This is a genomic window from Sinomicrobium sp., assembly GCA_029266035.1.
GTDB lineage: Bacteria > Bacteroidota > Bacteroidia > Flavobacteriales > Flavobacteriaceae > Sinomicrobium.
Window position 1 is genome coordinate 1 of record JAJUFH010000018.1, and the last position, 21,974, is coordinate 21,974.

The 21,974-nt window shown below is 43.5% G+C and carries 16 protein-coding genes and 1 pseudogene; 7 read left to right on the plus strand and 10 right to left on the minus strand.

Going from position 1 to position 21,974, the window contains the following annotated elements; translation table 11 throughout:
• From ACYZZR_RS09265 to ACYZZR_RS09290, 6 genes and pseudogenes are all read left to right on the plus strand, one after another.
• Positions 1–1,897: pseudogene (locus tag ACYZZR_RS09265) on the plus strand (hypothetical protein); the annotation flags it as partial.
• 72 nt (positions 1,898–1,969) lie between these two features.
• Positions 1,970–3,364 (plus strand): hypothetical protein, encoded by a 1,395-nt coding sequence (locus tag ACYZZR_RS09270; protein WP_461533724.1) that lies wholly within the window; start codon positions 1,970–1,972, stop codon positions 3,362–3,364.
• A gap of 2 nt (positions 3,365–3,366) precedes the next feature.
• Positions 3,367–4,596 (plus strand): gliding motility-associated C-terminal domain-containing protein, encoded by a 1,230-nt coding sequence (locus ACYZZR_RS09275; protein WP_461533725.1) that lies wholly within the window; start codon positions 3,367–3,369, stop codon positions 4,594–4,596.
• 44 nt (positions 4,597–4,640) lie between these two features.
• Complete coding sequence (locus ACYZZR_RS09280; RefSeq protein ID WP_461533726.1) at positions 4,641–5,552, plus strand: PorP/SprF family type IX secretion system membrane protein; 912 nt, start codon at positions 4,641–4,643, stop codon at positions 5,550–5,552.
• Between the two features lie 16 nt (positions 5,553–5,568).
• Complete coding sequence (locus ACYZZR_RS09285) at positions 5,569–7,497, plus strand: OmpA family protein (RefSeq protein WP_461533727.1); 1,929 nt, start codon at positions 5,569–5,571, stop codon at positions 7,495–7,497.
• A 263-nt stretch (positions 7,498–7,760) separates the two neighbouring features.
• Positions 7,761–8,465: a helix-turn-helix domain-containing protein gene (locus ACYZZR_RS09290; RefSeq protein WP_461533728.1), complete on the plus strand. Its 705-nt coding sequence runs from the start codon at positions 7,761–7,763 to the stop codon at positions 8,463–8,465.
• 3 nt (positions 8,466–8,468) lie between these two features.
• Here the strand turns inward: ACYZZR_RS09290 and ACYZZR_RS09295 are convergent, their stop codons facing one another.
• The 10 genes from ACYZZR_RS09295 to ACYZZR_RS09340 all read right to left on the minus strand — a co-directional run bounded on the left by ACYZZR_RS09295 (position 8,469) and on the right by ACYZZR_RS09340 (position 20,543).
• Positions 8,469–9,281 carry a TrmH family RNA methyltransferase gene (locus ACYZZR_RS09295; RefSeq protein ID WP_461533729.1) on the minus strand — a complete coding sequence of 271 codons (813 nt, stop codon included), beginning with the start codon at positions 9,279–9,281 and terminating at the stop codon, positions 8,469–8,471.
• 562 nt (positions 9,282–9,843) lie between these two features.
• The gene (locus ACYZZR_RS09300; protein ID WP_461533730.1) at positions 9,844–10,506 is read right to left on the minus strand and encodes an alpha/beta hydrolase; all 663 of its coding nucleotides are present in this window, start codon (positions 10,504–10,506) and stop codon (positions 9,844–9,846) included.
• A gap of 19 nt (positions 10,507–10,525) precedes the next feature.
• A complete protein-coding gene (locus ACYZZR_RS09305) occupies positions 10,526–10,855 on the minus strand; it encodes a hypothetical protein (RefSeq protein ID WP_461533731.1) in 330 nt (109 codons plus the stop codon).
• A gap of 21 nt (positions 10,856–10,876) precedes the next feature.
• Positions 10,877–12,133, minus strand: coding sequence for a dihydroorotase (locus ACYZZR_RS09310; protein WP_461533732.1), 1,257 nt, complete (start codon positions 12,131–12,133; stop codon positions 10,877–10,879).
• The gene (locus tag ACYZZR_RS09315) at positions 12,130–14,085 is read right to left on the minus strand and encodes a BatA domain-containing protein (RefSeq protein ID WP_461533733.1); all 1,956 of its coding nucleotides are present in this window, start codon (positions 14,083–14,085) and stop codon (positions 12,130–12,132) included. Before ACYZZR_RS09315 ends, ACYZZR_RS09310 begins: the two co-directional genes overlap by 4 nt.
• 139 nt (positions 14,086–14,224) lie before the next feature.
• Positions 14,225–17,584: a preprotein translocase subunit SecA gene (gene secA, locus ACYZZR_RS09320; RefSeq protein WP_461533734.1), complete on the minus strand. Its 3,360-nt coding sequence runs from the start codon at positions 17,582–17,584 to the stop codon at positions 14,225–14,227.
• A gap of 249 nt (positions 17,585–17,833) precedes the next feature.
• Complete coding sequence (locus ACYZZR_RS09325; protein WP_112373142.1) at positions 17,834–18,055, minus strand: DUF2795 domain-containing protein; 222 nt, start codon at positions 18,053–18,055, stop codon at positions 17,834–17,836.
• 238 nt (positions 18,056–18,293) lie between these two features.
• The gene (locus ACYZZR_RS09330; RefSeq protein WP_461533735.1) at positions 18,294–18,872 is read right to left on the minus strand and encodes a cob(I)yrinic acid a,c-diamide adenosyltransferase; all 579 of its coding nucleotides are present in this window, start codon (positions 18,870–18,872) and stop codon (positions 18,294–18,296) included.
• Between the two features lie 105 nt (positions 18,873–18,977).
• Positions 18,978–19,826 (minus strand): alpha/beta hydrolase, encoded by an 849-nt coding sequence (locus ACYZZR_RS09335; protein WP_461533736.1) that lies wholly within the window; start codon positions 19,824–19,826, stop codon positions 18,978–18,980.
• A 129-nt stretch (positions 19,827–19,955) separates the two neighbouring features.
• Complete coding sequence (locus tag ACYZZR_RS09340) at positions 19,956–20,543, minus strand: RNA polymerase sigma factor (protein WP_461533737.1); 588 nt, start codon at positions 20,541–20,543, stop codon at positions 19,956–19,958.
• Positions 20,544–20,742: 199 nt separating this feature from the next.
• On the opposite strand from ACYZZR_RS09340, the gene ACYZZR_RS09345 reads away from it, so the two are divergent.
• Positions 20,743–21,897: a FecR family protein gene (locus ACYZZR_RS09345; RefSeq protein ID WP_461533738.1), complete on the plus strand. Its 1,155-nt coding sequence runs from the start codon at positions 20,743–20,745 to the stop codon at positions 21,895–21,897.
• The last annotated feature ends 77 nt before the right edge of the window (positions 21,898–21,974 follow it).

Below are 21,974 nucleotides of genomic sequence, written 5' to 3' on the forward strand. Positions count from 1 at the left end.
CGGAAATGGAACATATACCCACACCGCGGTAGATGGTAAAGAGGTTATTATCGATGCCAATACAACTACTGTTACCGAGGAAGATGGGGTTTATATCTTTAAGGATGCTGCAGATAACACTATTACTTCCATAGATACTAATGCTGCTGCCAGTGGATATGACAACACTACCAGTGGATTAACAGCTACTGATGTACAAGCTGCAATTGACGAAGTGATTCAGAACATTAATAACAGCAACGCCAACATCGACTTGGTAGACAACGGTGACGGTTCAGTAACCTTGGTTAAGCCTGATGGGACCACAGTAAGTGTTGATAAATCTGATATTACCGATAATGAAAATGGTACTTATACCTTTACCAACAACGACGGTAGTGATGTTACCTTTGATGTTAATTCAGTTAAAGTAGAGTTTGATGCTGCGAGCAACAGCTATAACTTCTTGGATTCAGCGGGTAACACGATCACAAGCATCGATTTGAATGCTAGCAATATTGCTTACAATAATGAAGACTCAGATTTAAGTGCTACAACTACCCAAGGTGCTATTGATGAGTTGGCACAAACCATCGAAGCTAATAAAGGTAATTTGGCAGTATCTGACGGAATAGAGTTTACCGGAGGTACTAACGGAGCAGCTAAACTTTTGGCCGATGCCGGAATTGGTATAGCTGATGGAGGAGTAACTACGGATAAACTTGCCGATGATGCTGTAACCAACGAGAAACTTGCTGCTAATGCCGTAGATACAGGCAATATTATAGATGGAGCTGTTACTACCACAAAGCTTGGTGATAATGCCGTTACTAACGAGAAACTCGCCGACAACGCGGTTCAAACAGAGAACATCGTAGATGGGGCTGTTGCTCCTGAGAAGTTGAGTGCCGATCCTACGGATGCTGGAAAAGTAGGAGTAGTACAGGAAGATGGGACAGTAGTTTACAGTGATGTTCCTGCAGGGAATGTAAGTTATAATAATCAGGACGGAGGCTTAAACGGTGCCAACAATGTACAAGATGCTCTCGATCAATTGAGAGATAGTGTTGCAGTAGCACGAGCTGAAGAGCCTTGGTATAGCAATGATACAGATCAAGCTGCAACCAAGTTGGACGAGAATATCTATCACAACGGTTGGATTGGAATCAATAACAAACCCGATAGAGCATTTGTAATTCAAGGTGAAGGATCTTCTGATGAAGACGACGATATCATGATAAGGAGTTATGTGGGAGCCAATGGACCTGCCTCTTACGATCCTTCTATCAATCTTCGAAAAGCGAGAGGAACAGCAGCCGCACCAGAAAATTTGCAGAATGGCGATGTAGTAGGTAGAGTAACTTTTACAGCTCAGTTTGGTGGTAATTCTAATGTGTATCACCAAAGTGGTATGGTAGCACTTTATACAGGTGATGGTAGCGATAACAAGTCGGAGTTAGAATTCCGTACGTCAGATCAACGTCAGGCAGCCATTAATGCTGAAGGAGAGTTAATATTGCCAAAATATCCTAACACCCGTGTGGATGATGAGCCTGTTCAGAATGTTCTTTATACAGATGCTTCCGGTACAGTGCGCTCTGCAAGAGCAGCCATGCCTAAGTTCTTCTATATGCCAAGTGTGGTGTTCGACCTTTCAGGAGGAGCGACTACGGACCTGACTCGTGATTTACACGCTGAATATGTTGAGCAGTTCGGTTCGCCTGTAGTGCGCAGTGCAGGGGCATCTGGGGCGATACCTACTTTAGGTGCAACAGAATTGGAGTATTATATCACCTATTACGATACGGAGATATTTGAAAATGTATCTATCGACGCCCATGGGGTATTGACCTATGATGTCAAAGACGGTACAGTTACTCCGGCCTCCTTTATGAACATAGTGTTTGTGGTAAAGTAGTATAAAGCAAAAACCTGCGAGGGTTAATAAGCCTCGCGGGTTTAAAATACCCTTAAAATGATTTCATACTACATGAAAAAAACAATAAAAATATTCGCACCACTTCTCCTGTTTTTTGCAGGGCTGGTACAGGTACAGGCACAGTTGCCAATTTATGATGCCAGTCTTGAACCGATAAATTTCAAGAAAAGTGATGCGAGTCGAAAAGCTGGTTCTAGTGATACCAGTGCTGGTGCTGTTTTTTTATATGAAAACGTGATAACCATTGAAGTATCGCCGGGCGTATTTCAGCAAATAGATGCTATTGTTAGAACGATAGAAGTAGAAGGTATGCCTTTTCAAAATTATGATAGGGATGATGCATCGGGTTTGAGTAATGGTCCCAGTGATCCGGGTAATGATAGTGAAAATTGGTTTATTTCAGAATTTGGTCGAGTTAATTCTGGCGGAGGGCATGCCTTGTTTGAATTTCAGTTTATCACAGGGGGATCATTTGATGATAATACCCTTATGGGCGACCTGGTAATCCTGCAAAACATTTATGTGAATTCCTATGATATTGATGGAGCAGGATCGGGAGGTTCCAATCAGTTTTCAGAATTTGGCGGTTTTGGAAAAAGGGAGTGGTCCACGAATCCCAATAATACCTATCTAGAAGAAATCTATAACGAGGAAACAGGTTTGACACGTTTTCGATCTACTGTCACCACGAATAATGGTTTTAACCCGGGGACGGCGAACGGCGATCGTTATCGCGTTCGGGTAACCTATGACGAAATGAGTACCTTTCGGATCAGTGTAGGAGCCGATGGGGGGGCGGCCGCTTATTTTGGGTTGGATTTTTCGGCTGGAGTACAATGGGCTAACGATCCTAATGTAGCATCAGCTCCTGTTTTAGACCTAAACAACAACGACAATAATTTTTGTGTAGGCCCCTGTCCCACTTTTAATGAAGGAGCCTATACCGGCAGTCCTATCAACTTTACCACCGGTACGAACAGTAATATCGACAGGGATGACAATTCATCCGACCCGATCAGCAACCTGACCATCCGTTTTAATACGGTGGATATTGCCGATGGAAGTGACGAACATATTTTGGTAGATGGAGCTTCTTCTGGAGGTATTATTCCGTTAGATTTTTCAGATGGAGCCAATATACCTAATATTACTTTGGGGGGAGTTACTTATGAAGTAGAAGCGATTGTTGAAAATGGAGAGAAACAGTTAGTGTTTACCAATAGTTCTGGAGGAGGTACCTTTTCAAAAACCGATGCGGAGTCTTTGATTGATGCTTTACAGTACGAAAACACTACGCCAACTTCAACGGAAGGGATGCGTACTTTTAGGGTAAGTTTTCTTCAAGGTGTTTTTCAATCGAATACGGCCAATTTTTATGCCAATATCCTGCCTGCCGGTATGATTGTTACCAACCCCATGTTACCTTCAAAAGCTAAAACCAATTAAGGATGAATATATTAAGAGATATATCAGTAGTTGTATTTATGGGAGGTTTTGCCTCTTTAGGTATGGCTCAAACAGTGAACACTGGTATACTGAGCATCTCCCCGGATACGGAGGTGTCTACTTTGGGTCATTTTAACAACCGCGGTAGTGGTGATATGCTCAATGACGGCACCTTTTATATCTACGGGAACTGGAACAACGACGGCCTGGTGAGTTTTAGTCCGGGTCAGCAAAGCGGCAACACGCTTTTTAAAGGGATGTACGGCAAACAACAACTCAGCGGAAGTATGCCTTCCGACTTTTACAATGTGTTGTTTGACAACCCTGCCAGTCAGCCTGCCTTTGAGCTTTCGGGAGATATCAGTATCTCAGGTCTGGCCGATTTTACCGACGGTATTGTAGACGGTGACGACTTTGGTGGTATGGTGATCTTTCAACAAGGAGCTACCCATAGCGGAGTGGCCGACCACAGCTTTGTAGACGGTCAGGTGCGCAAGGTAGGGGATGAGCCTTTTGTATATCCCATAGGTGACGAAAAGATGTACCGTATGGCGGCTATGAGTCAACCCAATAATCCTGAAGATCACTTTACCTCACAGTATATCCTCAAGAACTCTGATTTGCAGTATCCTCACTTTGAGAAAGAAGTGATTATCGACCAGATCGACGATGCGGAGTACTGGGAGATTGAACGCACCGGCGGAGAATCGGTAGTAGTACTCACCCTTTCTTGGGACGAGCGTACCACACCTGCCAGCCTACTCTCTGATGAGACCGGTAAAGCGCTGCACATTGTGCGCTGGGATGAGATCAGCGGACAATGGGTAGACGAAGGAGGCGTAGCCAATGTAGAGGAGAAGACTATCACTTCTGCAGTGTCAGGCTACGGGATCTTTACGCTAGGTAAGGTGTTGGTAGACGATACCCCAAAACACGATCTTATCGTGTATAACGGAATCTCACCCAACGGGGACAACCGCAACGACTTTTTCTTTGTAAAAGGCTTGGAGCGCTACCCTGACAATACGGTAGAGATCTACAATCGCTGGGGTGTTAAGGTGTACGAAGGTCGGGGATACGACAATAGCGCCATTCGCTTTAACGGATATTCCAACGGACGTGCAACGATCAACAGCGGACAGAAGTTACCTACGGGCACGTACTTCTACATCATCAAGTACAAGGAGAACAATGTGACGAGAGACCTTTCAGGTTATCTCTATATGAACTAAAATGAAGGGTGTTATTCTCAGATAAACACATGAAACAAGTTGGTATGAAAAAAATAGTATTAGTCTGTTTGGGGTTATTGTCGGCATTGTGGTCTTATGGCCAGCAGGAGCCTCAATTCACTCAATATATGTACAACACCATCAGCGTGAACCCGGGATATGCGGGCACACGAGGAACGATGAGTATCTTCGGTTTGCACCGTCGTCAGTGGGTGGGGCTTGACGGGGCGCCTACGACCTCTCAGTTTTCTATTCACGCCCCGATCAGCTATCAGGGTCACGGACTCGGACTTTCGGTGATTCACGACGAGATCGGGCCTTCTACGGACACCTATATCAATGCCTCATTTTCCTATAAACTGAGGTTGGGTTACGACACCTGGTTGAACCTTGCAGTGATGGCCGGAGGTAGTTCTTTAGTGGTCGACTACAACAAGTTGGATTTATACGATAAAGACGATCCCAACCTGAGCGGACGTTTGAGTCGGTTTTCACCCAATTTCGGAGCGGGAGCCTATCTGCACTCAGAGAAGTGGTATATCGGTTTTTCGATACCGTCGTTTTTAGAGACTCATTTTTACGACGATTATAAAAACTCGGTAGCTAAAGAACAAATGCACTTTTATTTAATGGGAGGGTATGTATTTGATTTAAGTCACAGTGTGAAGTTTAAACCTGCTACAGTGATTAAGGCAGTATCAGGAGCCCCATTGTCTGTGGATGTGACGGCAAACTTTCTGATCAATGAGCGCCTGACCTTAGGAGCGGCCTATCGTTGGGATGCTGCGGTGAGTTTCCTAGCAGGCTTTGAGGTGGCACCGGGTATGCAGATCGGTTATGCCTACGACCGCGACACGACACCACTAGGCAATTACAACAACGGTTCGCATGAAGTCTTTGTGCGCTTTGATATTATGAACCTGAAAAACCGTATCGTTAACCCTCGATTCTTTTAGACAAAACAGCAGTGTTATGACAAGATATTTACTCATAGTATTATTAGCCGTTTTTGCTTTACCTGTTCATGGACAAGAAGGGCGTAAGCGCAGGGCAGATAAGGCTTATGACAAGTACGCCTATATCAGTTCAGAGGAGTTGTATAAATCACTAGTAGAGCAAGGCTTTGAGTCGGCTGAATTGTACGGCAAGCTGGCCGATACCTATTATTTTAACAGTCGGTATAAAGAGGCTCAACAGTATTACGAAAAAATGTTTTCGTACAATACGGAGGTAGCTCCGGAATATTATTACCGTTATGGGCAGTGCCTCAGAGTAGCCGGAGATACAGAAAAGGCGACCGAATACTTAGAGCATTTCTACACTCAGTTAGGAACAGATAAGGATGCGATTTCTACTTGGACTGGGGAGGTGACTACGCTGCCCGATGGTGTAGTGGAATACCGCTTGCAAGATGCCGGTATCAATTCGGATTACGCCGATTTTAGTACTGCGTATTACAGAGCCGATCAGGTATTGATTTCTTCGGCGCGAGATACAGGTACGTTGATTAATCGCCGCCATAAATGGAATGCAATGCCATTTTTGAAATTTTATACGGCCGATATCAATGAGGATGGAACACTGTCTAACCCCAAGCAGCTGAAAGGGAAGGTGAATTCTAAATATCATCAAACTACAGCGGCGGTTACTCGCGATGGGAAAATCATGTATTTTACGAGAAACAACTACCGTTCAGGTAAGTTTGGTAAAGACGATGAGGGAACGAATCACCTGAAGATATACCGAACAGTTTTCGACGGTGAGAAATGGGGTGAAGTAGAAGATTTATCTATCAACGACAAGACCTATTCTACCGCTCACCCGGCTTTGAGCCCGGAGGAAGATTATCTGTATTTTGTATCCGATAGAGATGGCAGTCTAGGGGATACCGATATTTTTAAGGTCAAGATAGCAGAAGACGGCAGTTTTGGAGATGTAGAAAACCTAGGGTTACCCGTCAACACTGCGGGTAAAGAGTCTTTTCCCTTTATAGATGAAAACGGGCAATTGTACTTCGCCTCCAATGGGCATCCTGGTTTTGGTGGACTGGATGTGTTTGCCTTGCAAGAGGGACCTTTTGGAGAGGCTAGAGTATTAAACCTAGGTGAACCTGTAAATACCAAATGGGACGATTTTGGGTTTGTGATGCGTGGGGATGGCAAAGGATTTCTGTCGTCCAACCGTAATGAGGAGAGTGGATTTGATAATATTTACAGTGTAGTTGGAGCCCCATTGGATTTGGAAGCAAGTCTTTGCGGCCGAGTGATAGACAGCATCAGTAGAGCACCACTTGTGGGTGCCCAAGTAGGAATCAGAAACGCCGAAAACCAGGTGCTAGCCACCGTAACCAGCGATGCAGACGGTCGTTTTTGTGTACCTGTATGGCCTTTTGAAGGCTATGCGTTGAGAACCGAAAAAACAGACTATCAGACCAAGGAGCAATGGATAGCTCCTTTGAAAAATAAAGAGAAAAGGGAATTGTTGGTGGAGTTGGTCAACTCAAAGATGCCTTTTGCCCCGGGCGACGATCTTACGGAGAGATTGGGCTTGAAACCGATTTACTTTGATTTTGATGGTTCAGGTATTAGAAAGGTGTCGGAGATTGAACTTGGCAAGGTTATTGCAGTATTGCAGAAGTACCCCGATCTGAAAGTAGATGTGCGTTCGCATACTGACAGCCGTGGTAGCCATGCATACAACGAGGCCTTGTCTGAACGTCGTGCCAAAGCTACCATAGACTATATCGTCAACAAAGGCGGAATAGATCCTGAACGCGTGAGCGGTAGAGGATATGGAGAAACCCAGCTGATTAACGAATGTGCCGATGGAGTAGATTGTAGCAGAGAAGCACATCAACTAAACAGAAGGAGCGAGTTTATCGTGACCTATCCTGTGAATTAATTGTTGGTTTATATTTTCTTGTATCGGGCTGTAAAGATTTTGCAGTCTGATACTCAGAATGTTTAAACTCAGCGGAATACTCCAGATATCTTTGGTGAAAGCTGTGTTTTGACGATTGGAATTATGAGCATTGTATCCGTTTGTCGGTTTACACTGTTCAACCCGTTCGAATATACTAAGAGCCCCATATTTTTCGTTGTATACTTGATGAATCTTTATTTGCAGATTGGCCACTGCTGATATTTTAGAACGAAGTGAATAAAATGAAGGCAAACAAAACAAACAACCTAAGTGTAGATACTCCCCCCCCTAACTACACAACTAGCGAAGAAGGCCCCGATGTAGAGAGGATCCTTGAAAATCTCAAGCGCGAATTGGGGATAAAGACCAATAAGGAATTATCTATTCTGCTCGAAGTGAGGGCTAATACTATTTCTACTTGGAAAAAGCGAAATAGTTTGGACTATGCTCGTTTGATAGAACTCAGTAGCAAGTACAATATCGACTTGAATCAGCTATTTTTGAATCGGAATTTAGAAAGTGACGATTTACAAGAGGTTATTACTGTTCCTAAAGAGTTGCAATATCAATATGTAACCAAGTGGAACAATGAGCTATTTTTGAAAGATCTTCCTCGTTACCGATTTCCTTTTCATTTCAGACCGGGTTCACGTGCTTTTCAAGCAGTAGATATGGTGTATCCGGCCGATTTCAAAGGAATAGCTTATGCGGTTGGAACTCCTGTGGAAAGTATAGATGAGATTGTTTTTGGAAAACTCCATGTCTTGGTTAGTAGTGAAAGGGGAATATTTGTTGGGAGAGTAGAAAAAAACATGCAGTACGCCCGTACTGTCAATGTTATTACAAATGAAAACAAGGTGATGCTAAGCGAAATAAGTATGCCTGAAAGAGAAATTATAGAGATCTGGAAAGTGAGCAATATCATCTTGCAGGACTTTCTAGACTAGGGATTACATCTCTTTGAATCCGCGTTGCCTTTTAGCTTCAAAGATTAAAATGGCAGCACTTACCGAAACATTCATAGAATCGATCTCCCCCTCCATAGGAATGATGATATTTTGGTCGGTACACTGTAACCACGCATTGCTGAGTCCGGTGGCTTCGGCACCTACTACAATGGCAGAAGCTCCGGTAAAATCAACAGTGTGATAAGGTACTGAGGCCGTAAGTGCCGCTCCGTACAGACTGATTTTGCGGCTTTTTAAATAGGATATTACCTCTTCGGTGCTTCCTGTTGCTATATTTCGGGTGAACACACATCCTACACTAGAACGTATGATATTCGGATTGTAGAGATCTGTTTTAGGATTGGCAATAATTACTGCATCGGCATTGGCTGCATCGGCTGTACGCAACAAGGCGCCTATATTACCCGGTTTTTCCGGTGCTTCGGCTACGAGTATAAGTGGATTAGTAGGCGGTAACTCCAAACGGTTTAGCGTATGAGATTTGCTTTTCGCAATGGCTATGACTCCCTCGGTAGTGTCGCGATAGGCTAGCTTGTGATATACATTTGCAGAAATAATGATACAGTCGGGAAAGGGAATGCTGTGTTCATGCCACATCGCCATTACAGCGTCAATATCGCAGATGGCTTCGTGCATCAGTACCGTAGTGATTTCGTATTGTCCTTTGAGCGCCAACAACAGTTCTCGCTGTCCTTCCAGAACAAATAGCCCTGTAGACTTTCTTGTCCTCGACTTTTCCTGAAGCTGTACCAGCTGCTTTATCAGAGGATTTTGTACACTACTTATGTTTTTCACTTTGCCCGATTTTGTGCAAAAATACAAATCTTCCCGAAGTGATATCGATTTGTTGAAAGTATGGTGTTAGGAGACTAGCCGATTTTTGTACTGAGTGAAGCCACTGTCATTCAGAACGGAGTGAAGAATCTTCCCCCAAGCCCAAAGAATCTTCAACAGAAGAACACTTCTTCTCCACACATTCCTTCTCTTCATTTTGTCTTGATACAATAAAAAAACTACCAACTACGAACTAATCAACTAATAAAACTCCCCTCTTCAGACGAACTTCCCGCCGGCAGGCGGGGAGGGGTGGACAGCTTCGCTGGACGGGGAGTTTTGACAAGCCCGAAACATAGCTGTTTTACCCTAAACGTTTGGGATATGTACAATCGTTTGGGATTTCAGAACCCTCCCCCTGCGCTGTGCTTGGGTACCTCCCTTTGTTTAAAGGGAGGAGTTGTGAGAGGGGATGCAATTTATTTCGGGAATACTGCTTATTTCTTAAAAGGCTTCGAACTTGGGAAATATCGGAGGTGTTGTTTGTCCGAAACAGAAAACTAATAAACTCCAAACCCCAAACTCAATCCATTCTTTCCAAAAGCCATTTCAAAAGGGAGTGAAAATTCTGTGGAGCTATGCCGTGGCCTACGGGAAACTCTTCGTAGATGTGGTCTATATTCAGTTTTTTGAGAAAAGGAGGGGTGTTTTGAGCCCAAGATACGGGAATTACCTGATCAACTGTTCCGTGAGAGCAGTAAAAACGGAGTTTGGAATAATCTTTTTTATCGTAATCGTCAAGTAGAATATTCTCGTTGATATATCCGCTAAGAGCGATGATATTCCTGACTTTTTCGGGGTAGGACAGGGCTACCGCATAACTGAGAATACTTCCTTGGCTGAATCCCATCAGCGTTACCCTATCTCGATCTAAGTCGTAGGCTTCTACGGCTTCGTCGATAAAGGTTGCAATAAGGTCTCGCGATGTTTTAGCCTGAGTGTCGTCCGACCATTTGCCGTCTTCGGCATCGAAGTGTATGGCATACCAAGCGTGGCCATAGGGCGCTAAAGGGTAAGGTGCCCGCACCGAGATGATACACAGTTCTTCTGGTAATTCAGGGGCAAAGGAAAAGAGGTCTTCTTCATTGCTCCCATATCCGTGAAACATAAACAATACAGGTGACTTCCCGTTGTGTTTTCCAGGTTTTCGAACAAGGTGATATAGAGATAGTTCCCGGTTTTGCATAGTAGGTGATATTTTTGACTTATACGATAAATGTAAACCACTTCTGGAAGTGGTCTCCCACCAATGGTGCTTTTTGTCTTTTACCCGTAATGGCTCCCGAGAGGCTGTAAATGATAAGGATGATAAAAAAGAGGTAAAAACCTATAGTGGCAGCCCAACTATTTGCGAAGCCAACGAGGAAACCTATGGCGTAAAAGGAAATCCATAAGCCGAAACTTTGCCTGATGTGGAAGCGGGCAAATTCGTTTTTAGGTTCCATATTCATAAATATGGCAATAATGCACCCTATGATGGTGATATAGGCGATAATGGCAGCGTTTTTTCCGGATAATACCGTCTCGTTTTCCATGTCTTTAATGCTGTTGATGTCTTACTTAGCGAATGTGAGTATGCCATTGGCTAGACTTCCGTACACCTTGCCCTTTAATCTGTGTCCGAGAAAAGCACTGTTTTCTGATCGGGAGTGAATATGTGATTTATCAAAAGTGTATTCACTGTCGGGATCGAACAGGCTGAGGTCGGCTTTTTGACCGGGGAGCAATACAGACTCTGCAATGCCAAAACGGCGACGTCCGGAAGTGAGCAGTGCCACTGCTTTTTCGGTGTCTAATACATTTCTCAGAGCGCCGAAAGCACTTTCCAGTCCGATACTGCCAAACATAGCGCTGTCGAATTCTACCTTTTTGTGTTCTATATCTACAGGGTTGTGATCGGAGGTGACATAGTCGATTACACCTTCTTTCAGACCTTGTATAAGAGCTTTTACATCTTCTTTTCCGCGCAGTGGTGGCAGGAGTTTGTAGTTTGTGTCGAAGGTCTCTAGAGCCTCGTCTGTGAGTATGAGGTTGGAGATGGCTACACTACAACTCACATCCATTCCTTTTGCTTTTGCTTCCTGGATAAGAGCAACCGATTTTGCGGTTGAAATGGTGGGGATATGTAGTTTTCCTCCTGTGTATTCTAGGATAAAGAGATCTCTTGCAATATGCAATTCTTCGGCTAAAGCCGGAATTCCTTTTAATCCAAGTCTGGTTGAAACACTACCTTCATTGGCAACTCCTTTTCCGGCAATTTTGTTTTCCTGAGGGAAGGAGCAGACCACACCGCCGAAACTCGCGGTGTACAGCAGGGCTATTTTTAGCAGATTGGGATTGCTCACAGCCTTTTGATAGTCTCCAAAAGCTACGGCTCCTGCATTTTTCATATCGAAGAGCTCTGCCAAATCACTGCCTTCGCTCCCTGCGGTTAAGGCTCCTATAGGGTATAAATCGGTACCGTAACCGGCTCCACTCGATTTTAGAAAAGCCACGTCAGCTCGACTGTCTATTACGGGAAAGGTATTGGGATTGAGCAATACGGCTGTAAATCCGCTCTTTGCCGCGCTTAGCAGTCCGTTGGCTATGGTTTCTCTGTCTTCGTATCCCGGTTCGCCGAAGCAGACACTCGTATCTGTCCATCCCTGCGATACGTGTAGATTGGGAAGTGAAATAACCTCAGTATCATTTGAAGCAGAGATGTTTTCTGAGATTTCAGAAATAAGACCATCAGACACCAGTATGTCCAGCGATTGGTTGTGGTATTCGCCTTTCGGGTTGATAACCCTTGCAGATTTTAGGAGAATCTTCATTTAAAATATTTTAAAAGCAGTATTTCTGTGAGGAGGAATACGAGAGCAAAAATAACAAACCATTTCCAAAGCTCCCGAATGCTCCCGTCATTTTTTATTTTTAGCACTGTGTTTTGCCAAGAAAGCGTCGCTGTTTCACTCTCTTGAGGGAAGAGTGTCGACAGGGTTTTGCTCTCTTTTCTCATGTGGTTAAAACTGATGTGTTGCAACAGGCTGTCTCCGTATTTTAGCTGATAGTGACCGTCGTTCCCGGGTACTTCATCCGAGGTGTACCATTCTATTTTTTCTGGAAAAGAGCGTTGTTGAGGAATTAGGAATCGCTGATCTTGATGTAGTGATATGATATCTTCTCCTTGTCTTTGCGACGGTTTTCTATTACTCAGTGTCGCTTGGATTCCGGTTTGGTAATACAGAGCTGGATGGGGGAGTGCCATACGACCAATATTGTAAAGCACCGGAACGATAAGTGGTGTATTGCTAAAATCGGAGTAATCGCTGTTTAACGGAGCGGTAAAGAAGAATACACGGTCTCTTTCTGCGAGGAAAGGGGAGTTGTCTTCAAAACCGAGAACGGTTTTTACACTTCCATCGATATTAAAAATAGGCTGGGCTTCGGGATATCGAAAATTGTCAGTTTTAGAGAGGCTGTGCTCAAAGACAGCTCGGAATACAGGGTGGGCAAACTGTATATCGGTAATCTTTTTCCTCCTTTTGTTTTCGTCGTCTGTGTATAGGGGAGTAACAGCACCTGTATTCAGGCTGCGGAAGAGGGCATTGAACTGAGGTGTAGGAGTTTTTTCCGATGGAATAACCAGTATAATATTCCCTTTTGTACTGGCGTTGTGCAAGGCTTGAGCTAGAGAGACAGGAATGTCTTCCAATTCGTTTAAAACGATGAAATCCTGTGCTGGAATAAGGCTGTAGTCTAATTGTGAGGCGGTGGAGACCCTTACTTCAAATTCGTCTTCGGTAAAAATCTTTCGCAGGTATCGGTTAGATGCATCTCCTATAATGAGGGTTCGGATTTTTTCTGGTGGGTTGATAGAAAAATACAAGCTGTTGTCGTAAGAGAGACCTCGGTCTTCAATAACAACCTTTCCGTCGACCAATCTGTTGTTTGGAATACGAAAACTGCTACGGCTTGAATCTTTTTTGTCAAAGGCAGCTGTTGTCTTGGCAATAAGGGTGTCACCATTGTAAAGAGAAACCGGAAGGGTTAGTGCTGTGCTGTCACTTTTTGAGAGCAGTACCGACAGTTCTAAAGATTGGCTGTCGGCGTCGGAGAGGAATACGCTGTCGAGCACAATGTTTTCGCTGTGCTGCGCACGCAATACAACAGGGTAGTAGTTTATTATACTGTCCTTGTCGGGTATGCTGTGAGGAGGCCAAGCTCGAAAGTCGGAAATAAGTACAAAGTTTTTCTGGGTAGTGGTGTCGGTACTCAGCATATTTTTTCCCCTGAGAATTATATTTTCTGGTGAAAGAGGAACGCTGGAATACTCCAGTTGTAAGAGTTCTTGTTTTATTTCCTGAATCGGAGTCTTAGAGAATGAAGTGTTGTCCGTAAAGAGTGAAATCTCCCCTTCAGGAGGCTGATCAATTAGGTCGTGAACGGCTTGAACGAGTAGTGCTCCCTGTACTCCTCCAGCTTGCATACTAAAGGTATTATCGAGGTAAACGACGGTTTCTGCCTTTTTTAGGGCAGTTGTGTTTTGACGATTATACGGCTGGGCAAAAGCTAGGACAAGTGCAGTGATTAGCGACAGCCGAGAGGCGAGAACGAGCCATTTTTTGAGTTGAGAACTCTTGTGGTTTTCCTGCTGTATTTCCTTGAGAAATATCACATTGGTAAACGGGGTATACTCAAATTTTCGCAGTCGAAACAGGTGGACGACAACGGGAATAATCAAAAATAGTAAAGCCCAAAGGATTTCAGGGTGTTTAAAATACATACCATTGATTTTCTATTCCAAACTTACGCAAAAAAGTGTCTCCGGTGAAGCTTCTTACAAACAAAAACAGCGACTCCGATATTGTCGAAGTCGCTGTTTTTGCGTGTTAAGAGGTCTCAAATAGCCGAAGTGTTATATATTACTCTTCGGTAATCACCCATTCTCCTTTTTTGAGAAGAGGTTCGGCCTGTTTGAACTTGACGGTTTGGCTCTCGCCACTCATAACATTTTTTATGGTTACCTTGTCGTTTCTTCCTATTTTGGGTTTGTCCCTTACAATGGTTTCGGTAACCTGTGGTCTGGATTGCGCCTGTTGTCCGGCTTGTCGGTGGCGCGCTGCCATTTCGTCGCTGTTTAGTACTTCCTCTTTAGAAGTCTGATAGCTCTCCTGTTTTTTTGGTTCTTTTGCCTCTTGAATATTTGAAGAGTCTTGAGCGGGTAATTCTCCCTTAAAGAGGAAGGTAACCACATCTTTGTTTACATCGCTTATCATACTTTTGAAGAGTTCGAAAGCTTCAAATTTGTAGATGAGCAGAGGGTCTTTCTGTTCGTGTACTGCGAGCTGTACCGATTGTTTCAACTCGTCCATTTTGCGCAGGTGAGTTTTCCATGCGTCATCTATAATGGCTAAGGTGATGTTCTTTTCAAAATCGCCAACCAGTTTTTTTCCTTCACTTTCGTAGGCCTCCTTCAGGTTGGTAACCACATTGAGGGTTTTGGTACCATCGGTAAAAGGCACTACTATACGCTCGAATCTGTCGCCCTGGTTTTCGTAAACATTTTTGATCACCGGGAAAGCAGTGGCAGCATTTCGCACTATTTTATCGTTGTAGTACTGATATGCTGCCTTGTACACTTTGGAGGTGATTTCCTGTGCAGTCAGTCTGGAAAACTCTTCTTCCGTCACTGGTGATACCAAAGAGAAATACTTGATGAGCTCGAATTCGAAATTCTTGTAATCACTTGCCGCTTTGTTGGTTTCCGAAACGCTCTCTGCGGTGTCGAATATCATATTGGCGATATCTACTTTCAAGCGTTCACCGTGAAGGGCGTGTCGTCTCCTTTTGTACACCACCTCTCTTTGGGCGTTCATCACATCGTCGTATTCGAGCAGTCGTTTACGTATGCCAAAGTTGTTTTCTTCTACTTTTTTCTGTGCCCTTTCAATAGATTTGGTCATCATGGAGTGTTGTATCACTTCTCCATCTTTTAGCCCCATGCGGTCCATCATTTTTGCTACCCTTTCCGAACCGAAAAGTCGCATGAGGTTGTCTTCCAAGGATACGTAAAATTGTGAACTTCCAGGGTCTCCCTGACGTCCGGAACGTCCTCTGAGCTGACGGTCTACTCGTCTTGAGTCGTGTCTTTCGGTACCTATAATTGCCAGTCCGCCTGCTTTTTTAACCTCATCTGTAAGCTTGATGTCGGTACCCCTACCGGCCATATTGGTTGCGATGGTAACCACACCTGGCTTACCTGCTTCGGATACGATATCGGCTTCTTTTTTGTGCAGTTTTGCGTTGAGTACATTGTGCGGAACCTTTCTCAGGTGTAGCATTTTGCTGAGCAATTCTGAAATCTCTACAGAGGTGGTACCTATCAGTACAGGTCTTCCGGCTTGCGACAGTTGTGTAACCTCGTCGATTACTGCATTGTATTTTTCTCTTTTGGTTTTGTATATGAGATCCTGTTTATCTTGTCGGGCTATAGGCCGGTTAGTAGGGATCTCCATTACGTCTAGTTTGTAGATTTCCCAAAATTCTCCTGCTTCGGTTATCGCCGTACCTGTCATCCCGGAAAGTTTGCGGTACATACGGAAATAGTTTTGAAGTGTTACCGTAGCGAAAGTTTGGGTGGCGTCTTCAATCTTGACGTTTTCCTTGGCTTCGATAGCCTGGTGTAGTCCGTCAGAATAACGCCTTCCATCCATTATACGTCCGGTTTGCTCGTCTACAATCATCACCTTGTTGTCTATAACCACGTATTCGGTATCCTTTTCAAAAAGGGTATAGGCTTTGAGCAATTGGTTCATAGTGTGAATGCGCTCGCTTTTTACCGAAAATTCTCTGAAGAGTTGATCTTTGAGTTCAGCTTCTTCTTCTGTGGAGAGTTTTTGATTTTCGATTTTTGCGATTTCGGTACCTATATCGGGCATGACAAAGAAGTCGGGATCGGTGTCTGCCGAGAGGTATTCCACTCCTTTGTCAGTGAGTTCTATTTGGTTGTTTTTTTCGTCGATTACAAAGAGCAACTCGGCATCTACCTTAGGCATTTCCCGGTTGTTGTCTTGCATATAGAAATTCTCTGTTTTCTGAAGCAGTTGTTTTATACCTTCTTCACTGAGAAACTTGATCAAGGCTTTGTTTTTTGGAAGACCTCTATGTACTCTTAGCAAGAGAAATCCTCCATCTTTTGCATTTCCTTCGGCTATGAGTTTTTTGGCTTCGGCGAGAACACCTGTCAGATACTGTCGTTGTTTTTGTACCAGGTCGGATACTACCGGTTTGAGCTCGTTAAACTCATGGCGATCGCCTTCGGGGACGGGACCGGAAATGATAAGCGGGGTTCGAGCGTCGTCGACCAGTACGGAGTCGACCTCATCCACTATGGCGTAGTTGTGTGGGCGCTGTACTAGGTCGTTGGGAGTATGCGCCATATTGTCTCTGAGGTAGTCAAAACCAAACTCGTTGTTGGTACCGTAGGTGATATCAGAGTTATACGCCTTTCTCCGTCCTTCCGAATTGGGTCTGTGATTGTCGATACAGTCTATTGAAAGGCCGTGAAATTCGAATAGAGGCCCCATCCAGGCACTATCCCTTTTGGCGAGATAGTCGTTTACCGTTACCAGATGTACCCCATTTCCGGTAAGGGCGTTGAGGTATACGGGAAGTGTAGCCACCAGGGTTTTACCTTCACCTGTTTGCATTTCAGCAATCTTTCCGCGGTGTAGTGCGATTCCTCCGATGAGCTGAACGTCGTAGTGAACCATATCCCAAGTCACTTCTTTACCGGCGGCATCCCAGGAGTTTTTCCATATCGCGTGATCTCCTTCCAGTGTAACGTAATCTTTGGTGGCCGAAAGCTCTCTGTCGAATGCGCTGGCAGTAACTTGTAAGGTAGTATTGGCAGTAAATCGCTTTGCCGTTTCTTTGACAACTGCAAAAGCCTCTGGAAGTATTTCGTCGAGTTTGCTCTCAGTGGCCTTGTAGGCCTCGTCTTTGAGTTTGTCTATTTCGGTGTAGATGTCTTCCTTGCGGTCGATGTCTTCAGAAGTGTCGGCCTCTTCTTGAAGCGCGGCTATTTTTTCGTTGAAAGAAGCCCTTGCCTCCTCTATTTGGGCTTTGAATTCCAGGGTCTTTGCCCTGAGTTCGTCATGAGATAAAGAAGAGAGTTGTTGCTCTATTTCCTTTATCTTATTCACCAGTGGCTGTATCTCTCCAATGTCCTTCTTCGCTTTATCTCCTACAAAAATTTTGAGAACAGAATTCAGTAAACTCATAATGGTTTTATTTTAAAATTTGAAAAAGGGAAATTTGTTTCCCCTTGGTGGAAACGATCGTTATACAGTCCGAATTTTCCAATTGTCTTTACAAAACTAGTGAAAAAAAGGGCTAAAGCGATGGTGATGACGGGATTTTGGTATGCTATTAACAATCCCGTTAGTCGCTTTAAATGCTTAGACGATCTTTCAATTGTTATTAGAGACAAAAAAAGTCTCCTTTTGGAGACTTTTTATCTTTGTAATTTTTTAATATTCATCTTCGTTCCAGAGGTAATCTTCCTCCGTAGGATAGTCTGGCCATATTTCTTCTATAGACTCGTAGATTTCTCCTTCGTCTTCCATAGCTTGAAGGTTTTCCACCACTTCCAGTGGGGCTCCCGTCCGTATAGCATAGTCGATCAATTCGTCTTTTGTAGCCGGCCAAGGTGCATCGCTGAGATAGGATGCCAGTTCTAAAGTCCAATACATTGCTATTCGTTTTATATTTTCTGCAAAAATAAATTTTTAAACTAAAAAGTCAAGTTAAAACTGCTTTAATTGCGCATTAATTTTAAGAACATAATGAAATACCTATTTTGTTGATTTTTAATCGATAAAACCCAGTATTGCTTACATAATTATCAGCCGTTGCCCTTTTTAAGAGTTCTTTTTCGTCTGGGCGGGTACGCAAATCGCGGTGTATTTCATCGGGCTGTGAAGTGTAGTGTTATTCCGTATCGTTTTTTTCGGGTATCCACTTTATCTCTTCAGCTTGAAGCGAGTGAGACAACTTTCGTGCCAACACAAAGAGATAGTCGGAAAGACGGTTGAGGTATTGCAGTATTTTGTGGTCAATGTTTTGAAAATCATTTAATTGGGTAGCTGCTCTCTCTGCTCTTCTACACACGCATCTGGCAATATGACAATATGACACTACCGTGTGCCCACCTGGTAGTACGAAGTGTGTCATAGGAGGGAGGTCCTCGTTCATCTGGTCGATTTCACCTTCCAGTTTTTCGAGATCGAGGTCGGAGATTCCGGCGATATCTAGTCGCGATTTTCCGTTTTTCAACACCGCTTTTTCGGGGTCGGTGGCCAATATAGCTCCTATAGTAAACAATCTGTCTTGTATGCGCAGCAGGGTTTCTTGTTGTATGCCATTGCTCTGGTCGCGCAAAAGTCCTATCCACGAGTTGAGCTCGTCTATCGTGCCGTATGTCTCTATCCGTATGTGATGCTTAGGCACTCTGGTACCTCCGAATAGGGAGGTGCTGCCTTGGTCGCCTGTTTTAGTGTATATCTTCATCCTTAAAAAATCGATAATAATCGTATAAAAGTAAAGGTTTTTTTTGAGAAGGTGTGGTGGTCGAAACACAACGCAACAGTTATGACTCTGTTGTTTATAGACGTATTAGGGTTTTTGTAAAAATCCCAGTGATACCAAGAACTCATCGGTCTTGGCTACGGTTTGTCTATAGTACTTCTCTCTCTTGTAATTGAAAAATCCGTGTTTTTGTCCTTCGTATAGGTAGAGATCACAGCGGCTGCCAATTTTTTCCATAACCTTTTTGTAGTACTGTGCAGTTTCTACCGGGATAAGGTGGTCTTCGGTTCCGAGAAATATTACGGTGGGCGGAGCTCCTTTGCGGAGATTGTGCAGAGGAGAGAAATGGAGGTATTCTTCGCCTATGCGGTTGTAACCATAACCTCCGGGGCCGTTGTCTATCACTGGATTAAAAAGGACCAAGGCATTGGGCTTCGGACTGATGTTCAGATCGTCTTTAGGGTCGTTATATTTGGCTATGGTAGCCGTTGCCGCGGCGAGATGCCCTCCTGCTGAACCCCCTGCCACAATGATCTTGTCAGCATCGATATGGTACTTATCGGCATTGGAACGGAGAAAACGAATAACCGATTTAGCGTCTTTAAGAGATTCGAAAGGAGTGGTTTTATGCCGCGATTTGACCCGGTAATCGGCTAAGACTCCGATGATTCCTCTTTGGGCAAAGTACGCTGCGTGAGGTTTGAACTGTTGTGTGTTGCCTTTGGCCCATCCTCCTCCGAAAAAGAAGACCATCACCGGGTATTTTTTGTTCTCGACGAGGTTTTGAGGATAGTAGAATTCAAGGCTTAACGACACAGTATCCAGTGTTTTATACACTATCTTTTCCTGAGCTGATAGGGGTTGAAAGTTGAGTAGCAGTAAAAACACAATGCTGCCGAATATCGATTTGTATTTTTTAGTTGTATTTCCTACCATATTTTTGGTGTACTAAATTGTCAGTCGAGTTTATGTCTTTGCCAAGGTAAGAAATATAGAATGTTTTTTAGAGATCTCTATCGCTTTATTTAGCTAGCCCCGATACCTTGTCTTTTTAGTCATCGGCGATTAACAATAGCCGGTGCGATATCCAAATAGTATATAGAAGACATTGTTTGCCTTATCTCCCAATTTTTTTCTGATAATGTTGAAGGCTTTTGTAATTTGTGACTCTACCGCTTTGGTAGTCACATTCAGATGATCTGCGATTTCTACATTTGTAAGCCCGTCTTTTTTGCTGAGTATAAAAACTTCCTTGCATTTTGGTGGCAAATCTTGTACAGCTTTCCACACCAATGGAATTAGGTTTAACAGTGCCTTTTCATCCTCTTCTATAATCGTCTTAAGGGTGTCGATATACTTTTTCTCCAGCTCGATAACAGTTCGTTGTTTTTTGTATTGATTGATAAATTCGTTGTAAACCGCTTTGTATAAAAAGTGTTTGAGGTTGAGGTCTGCCCTGAGTTTTTGGCGTTGTTTCCACACTTTTAGATAAATATTCTGTACGATGTCTTCTGCCTGCGAATAGTCGTGCACCAGTCCGTAGGCGTACACACACAGCCGCTGATGATATTGTTTCACCAGAAAGTCGTATGCCTCGTTCTCACCATTTTTTAAGGCGTTGACAAATTGAGTATGATTGTAATATTGTGACATAACGCAGTTAAAATTAAAAGATTTCTTGATCTTATCTGAAAAAAATCAAAAAAAAGCTAGGGTTAATGCAAATAGCTTTGTAATTGTTATAGACTTATATGGCGTTAGAGTCTCTTTTGTCGTAGTGTTGAGAATAGTGTATACCGGCTAATAAGGCGGATTTGGTGCCGTATAAACGGTTTGCAAATAAATACAGAAGATGAAATTAGGTAAAGATTTAGATTTTATTGTCAAGTCTCTAGTGGGAGAAGCCTCGGTCGACGATCTGGACAAACTGTCTGTATGGTTGCGAAAACCGAAAAACGAAGCAGTGTTCAAAACTTTTGTAAAGATTAATTACGCTATGGACTACAACCTAAAGGACTTTGATGCCGATAAGGCGAGTGAGAAATTGTTAAATGCGATTAGCGAGGAAAAAAGAGGACGTAAAATAGGTGTAATTAGAAAGTTGAGTGGATATGCAGCTGCCGCGCTTCTCTTATTTTCCACAGCTTACTATTTTTTGCAATATAAGGAAGAACAACCTCTATTGCAGATAGAACAGAAAAGTGTCACACTTCAATTAGATGACGGGGCAGTTAAAACATTGCAGGATACAGACACCTTGGCGGTGCGCAGTAACAACGGCACAACGATAGGTGTTCAGACGGGAAATGTATTGGACTATTCAAAGAGCAACACTGCCGAAGTACCGACTTACAGTACCCTGACTGTACCTTATGGAAAACGCTTTAACCTGATTTTGGCAGATGGGAGTAAGGTGTATTTAAATTCGGGTAGCTCGCTGAGATACCCGGTCACTTTTGCAGGGGAAGCTACGCGAAAGGTGATCCTTAAAGGAGAAGCCTTTTTTGAAGTAGCGAAAGATGCAGATCATCCGTTTGTCGTTGAGGCTCAGGAATTGAATGTCCGAGCTTTGGGTACCAGTTTTAATGTATCTGCCTATGCTGAAGATATCCTTACCGGAGTGGTGCTGGTAGAAGGTGCTGTGGGAATGTATGCTAAAGACAAGGTTTTTAATGCCGATACCGATGTTATTCTCCGACCAGGCATGATGGGAAATTTTAATCGTACCGATCAGACTGTCGATACTCGTGTGGTCAATACATTGGTATACACTTCGTGGACCCAAGGGAAGGTAGTGTTTAGGAATGCCCCTTTTGAGAATATAGTGATGAGATTACAGCGCTTGTACAATGTGACTATTATAAACAACAACGAGACACTGGCCAAGGAAACCTTTAATGCTAGTATAGAAGTAGATCGAGAATCTGTAGAAGAGGTCTTGAATTATTTCAACAAGATATACGATGTGCATTACCGCATCGTCCAAAACAAGATTGTAATAGATTAACCGTAAATGCCCTAATCACCTGCTGGCAATCTGTGTAATGCTATGGTGTGTAAACCAAAACGATAGGAACTGTGAAT

Excerpts from the sequence above, each read along its gene's own strand:
- ACYZZR_RS09335 (WP_461533736.1), bottom strand. The coding sequence starts at position 19,826 with ATGGTAGGAAATACAACTAAAAAATACAAATCGATATTCGGCAGCATT.
- ACYZZR_RS09330 (WP_461533735.1), bottom strand. The coding sequence starts at position 18,872 with ATGAAGATATACACTAAAACAGGCGACCAAGGCAGCACCTCCCTATTC.
- ACYZZR_RS09315 (WP_461533733.1), bottom strand. The coding sequence starts at position 14,085 with ATGTATTTTAAACACCCTGAAATCCTTTGGGCTTTACTATTTTTGATT.
- ACYZZR_RS09325 (WP_112373142.1), bottom strand. The coding sequence starts at position 18,055 with ATGTATTGGACTTTAGAACTGGCATCCTATCTCAGCGATGCACCTTGG.
- secA (WP_461533734.1), bottom strand. The coding sequence starts at position 17,584 with ATGAGTTTACTGAATTCTGTTCTCAAAATTTTTGTAGGAGATAAAGCG.
- ACYZZR_RS09300 (WP_461533730.1), bottom strand. The coding sequence starts at position 10,506 with ATGCAAAACCGGGAACTATCTCTATATCACCTTGTTCGAAAACCTGGA.
- ACYZZR_RS09270 (WP_461533724.1), top strand. The coding sequence starts at position 1,970 with ATGAAAAAAACAATAAAAATATTCGCACCACTTCTCCTGTTTTTTGCA.
- ACYZZR_RS09310 (WP_461533732.1), bottom strand. The coding sequence starts at position 12,133 with ATGAAGATTCTCCTAAAATCTGCAAGGGTTATCAACCCGAAAGGCGAA.
- ACYZZR_RS09345 (WP_461533738.1), top strand. The coding sequence starts at position 20,743 with ATGAAATTAGGTAAAGATTTAGATTTTATTGTCAAGTCTCTAGTGGGA.
- ACYZZR_RS09305 (WP_461533731.1), bottom strand. The coding sequence starts at position 10,855 with ATGGAAAACGAGACGGTATTATCCGGAAAAAACGCTGCCATTATCGCC.
- ACYZZR_RS09285 (WP_461533727.1), top strand. The coding sequence starts at position 5,569 with ATGACAAGATATTTACTCATAGTATTATTAGCCGTTTTTGCTTTACCT.
- ACYZZR_RS09275 (WP_461533725.1), top strand. The coding sequence starts at position 3,367 with ATGAATATATTAAGAGATATATCAGTAGTTGTATTTATGGGAGGTTTT.
- ACYZZR_RS09290 (WP_461533728.1), top strand. The coding sequence starts at position 7,761 with ATGAAGGCAAACAAAACAAACAACCTAAGTGTAGATACTCCCCCCCCT.
- ACYZZR_RS09280 (WP_461533726.1), top strand. The coding sequence starts at position 4,641 with ATGAAAAAAATAGTATTAGTCTGTTTGGGGTTATTGTCGGCATTGTGG.
- ACYZZR_RS09340 (WP_461533737.1), bottom strand. The coding sequence starts at position 20,543 with ATGTCACAATATTACAATCATACTCAATTTGTCAACGCCTTAAAAAAT.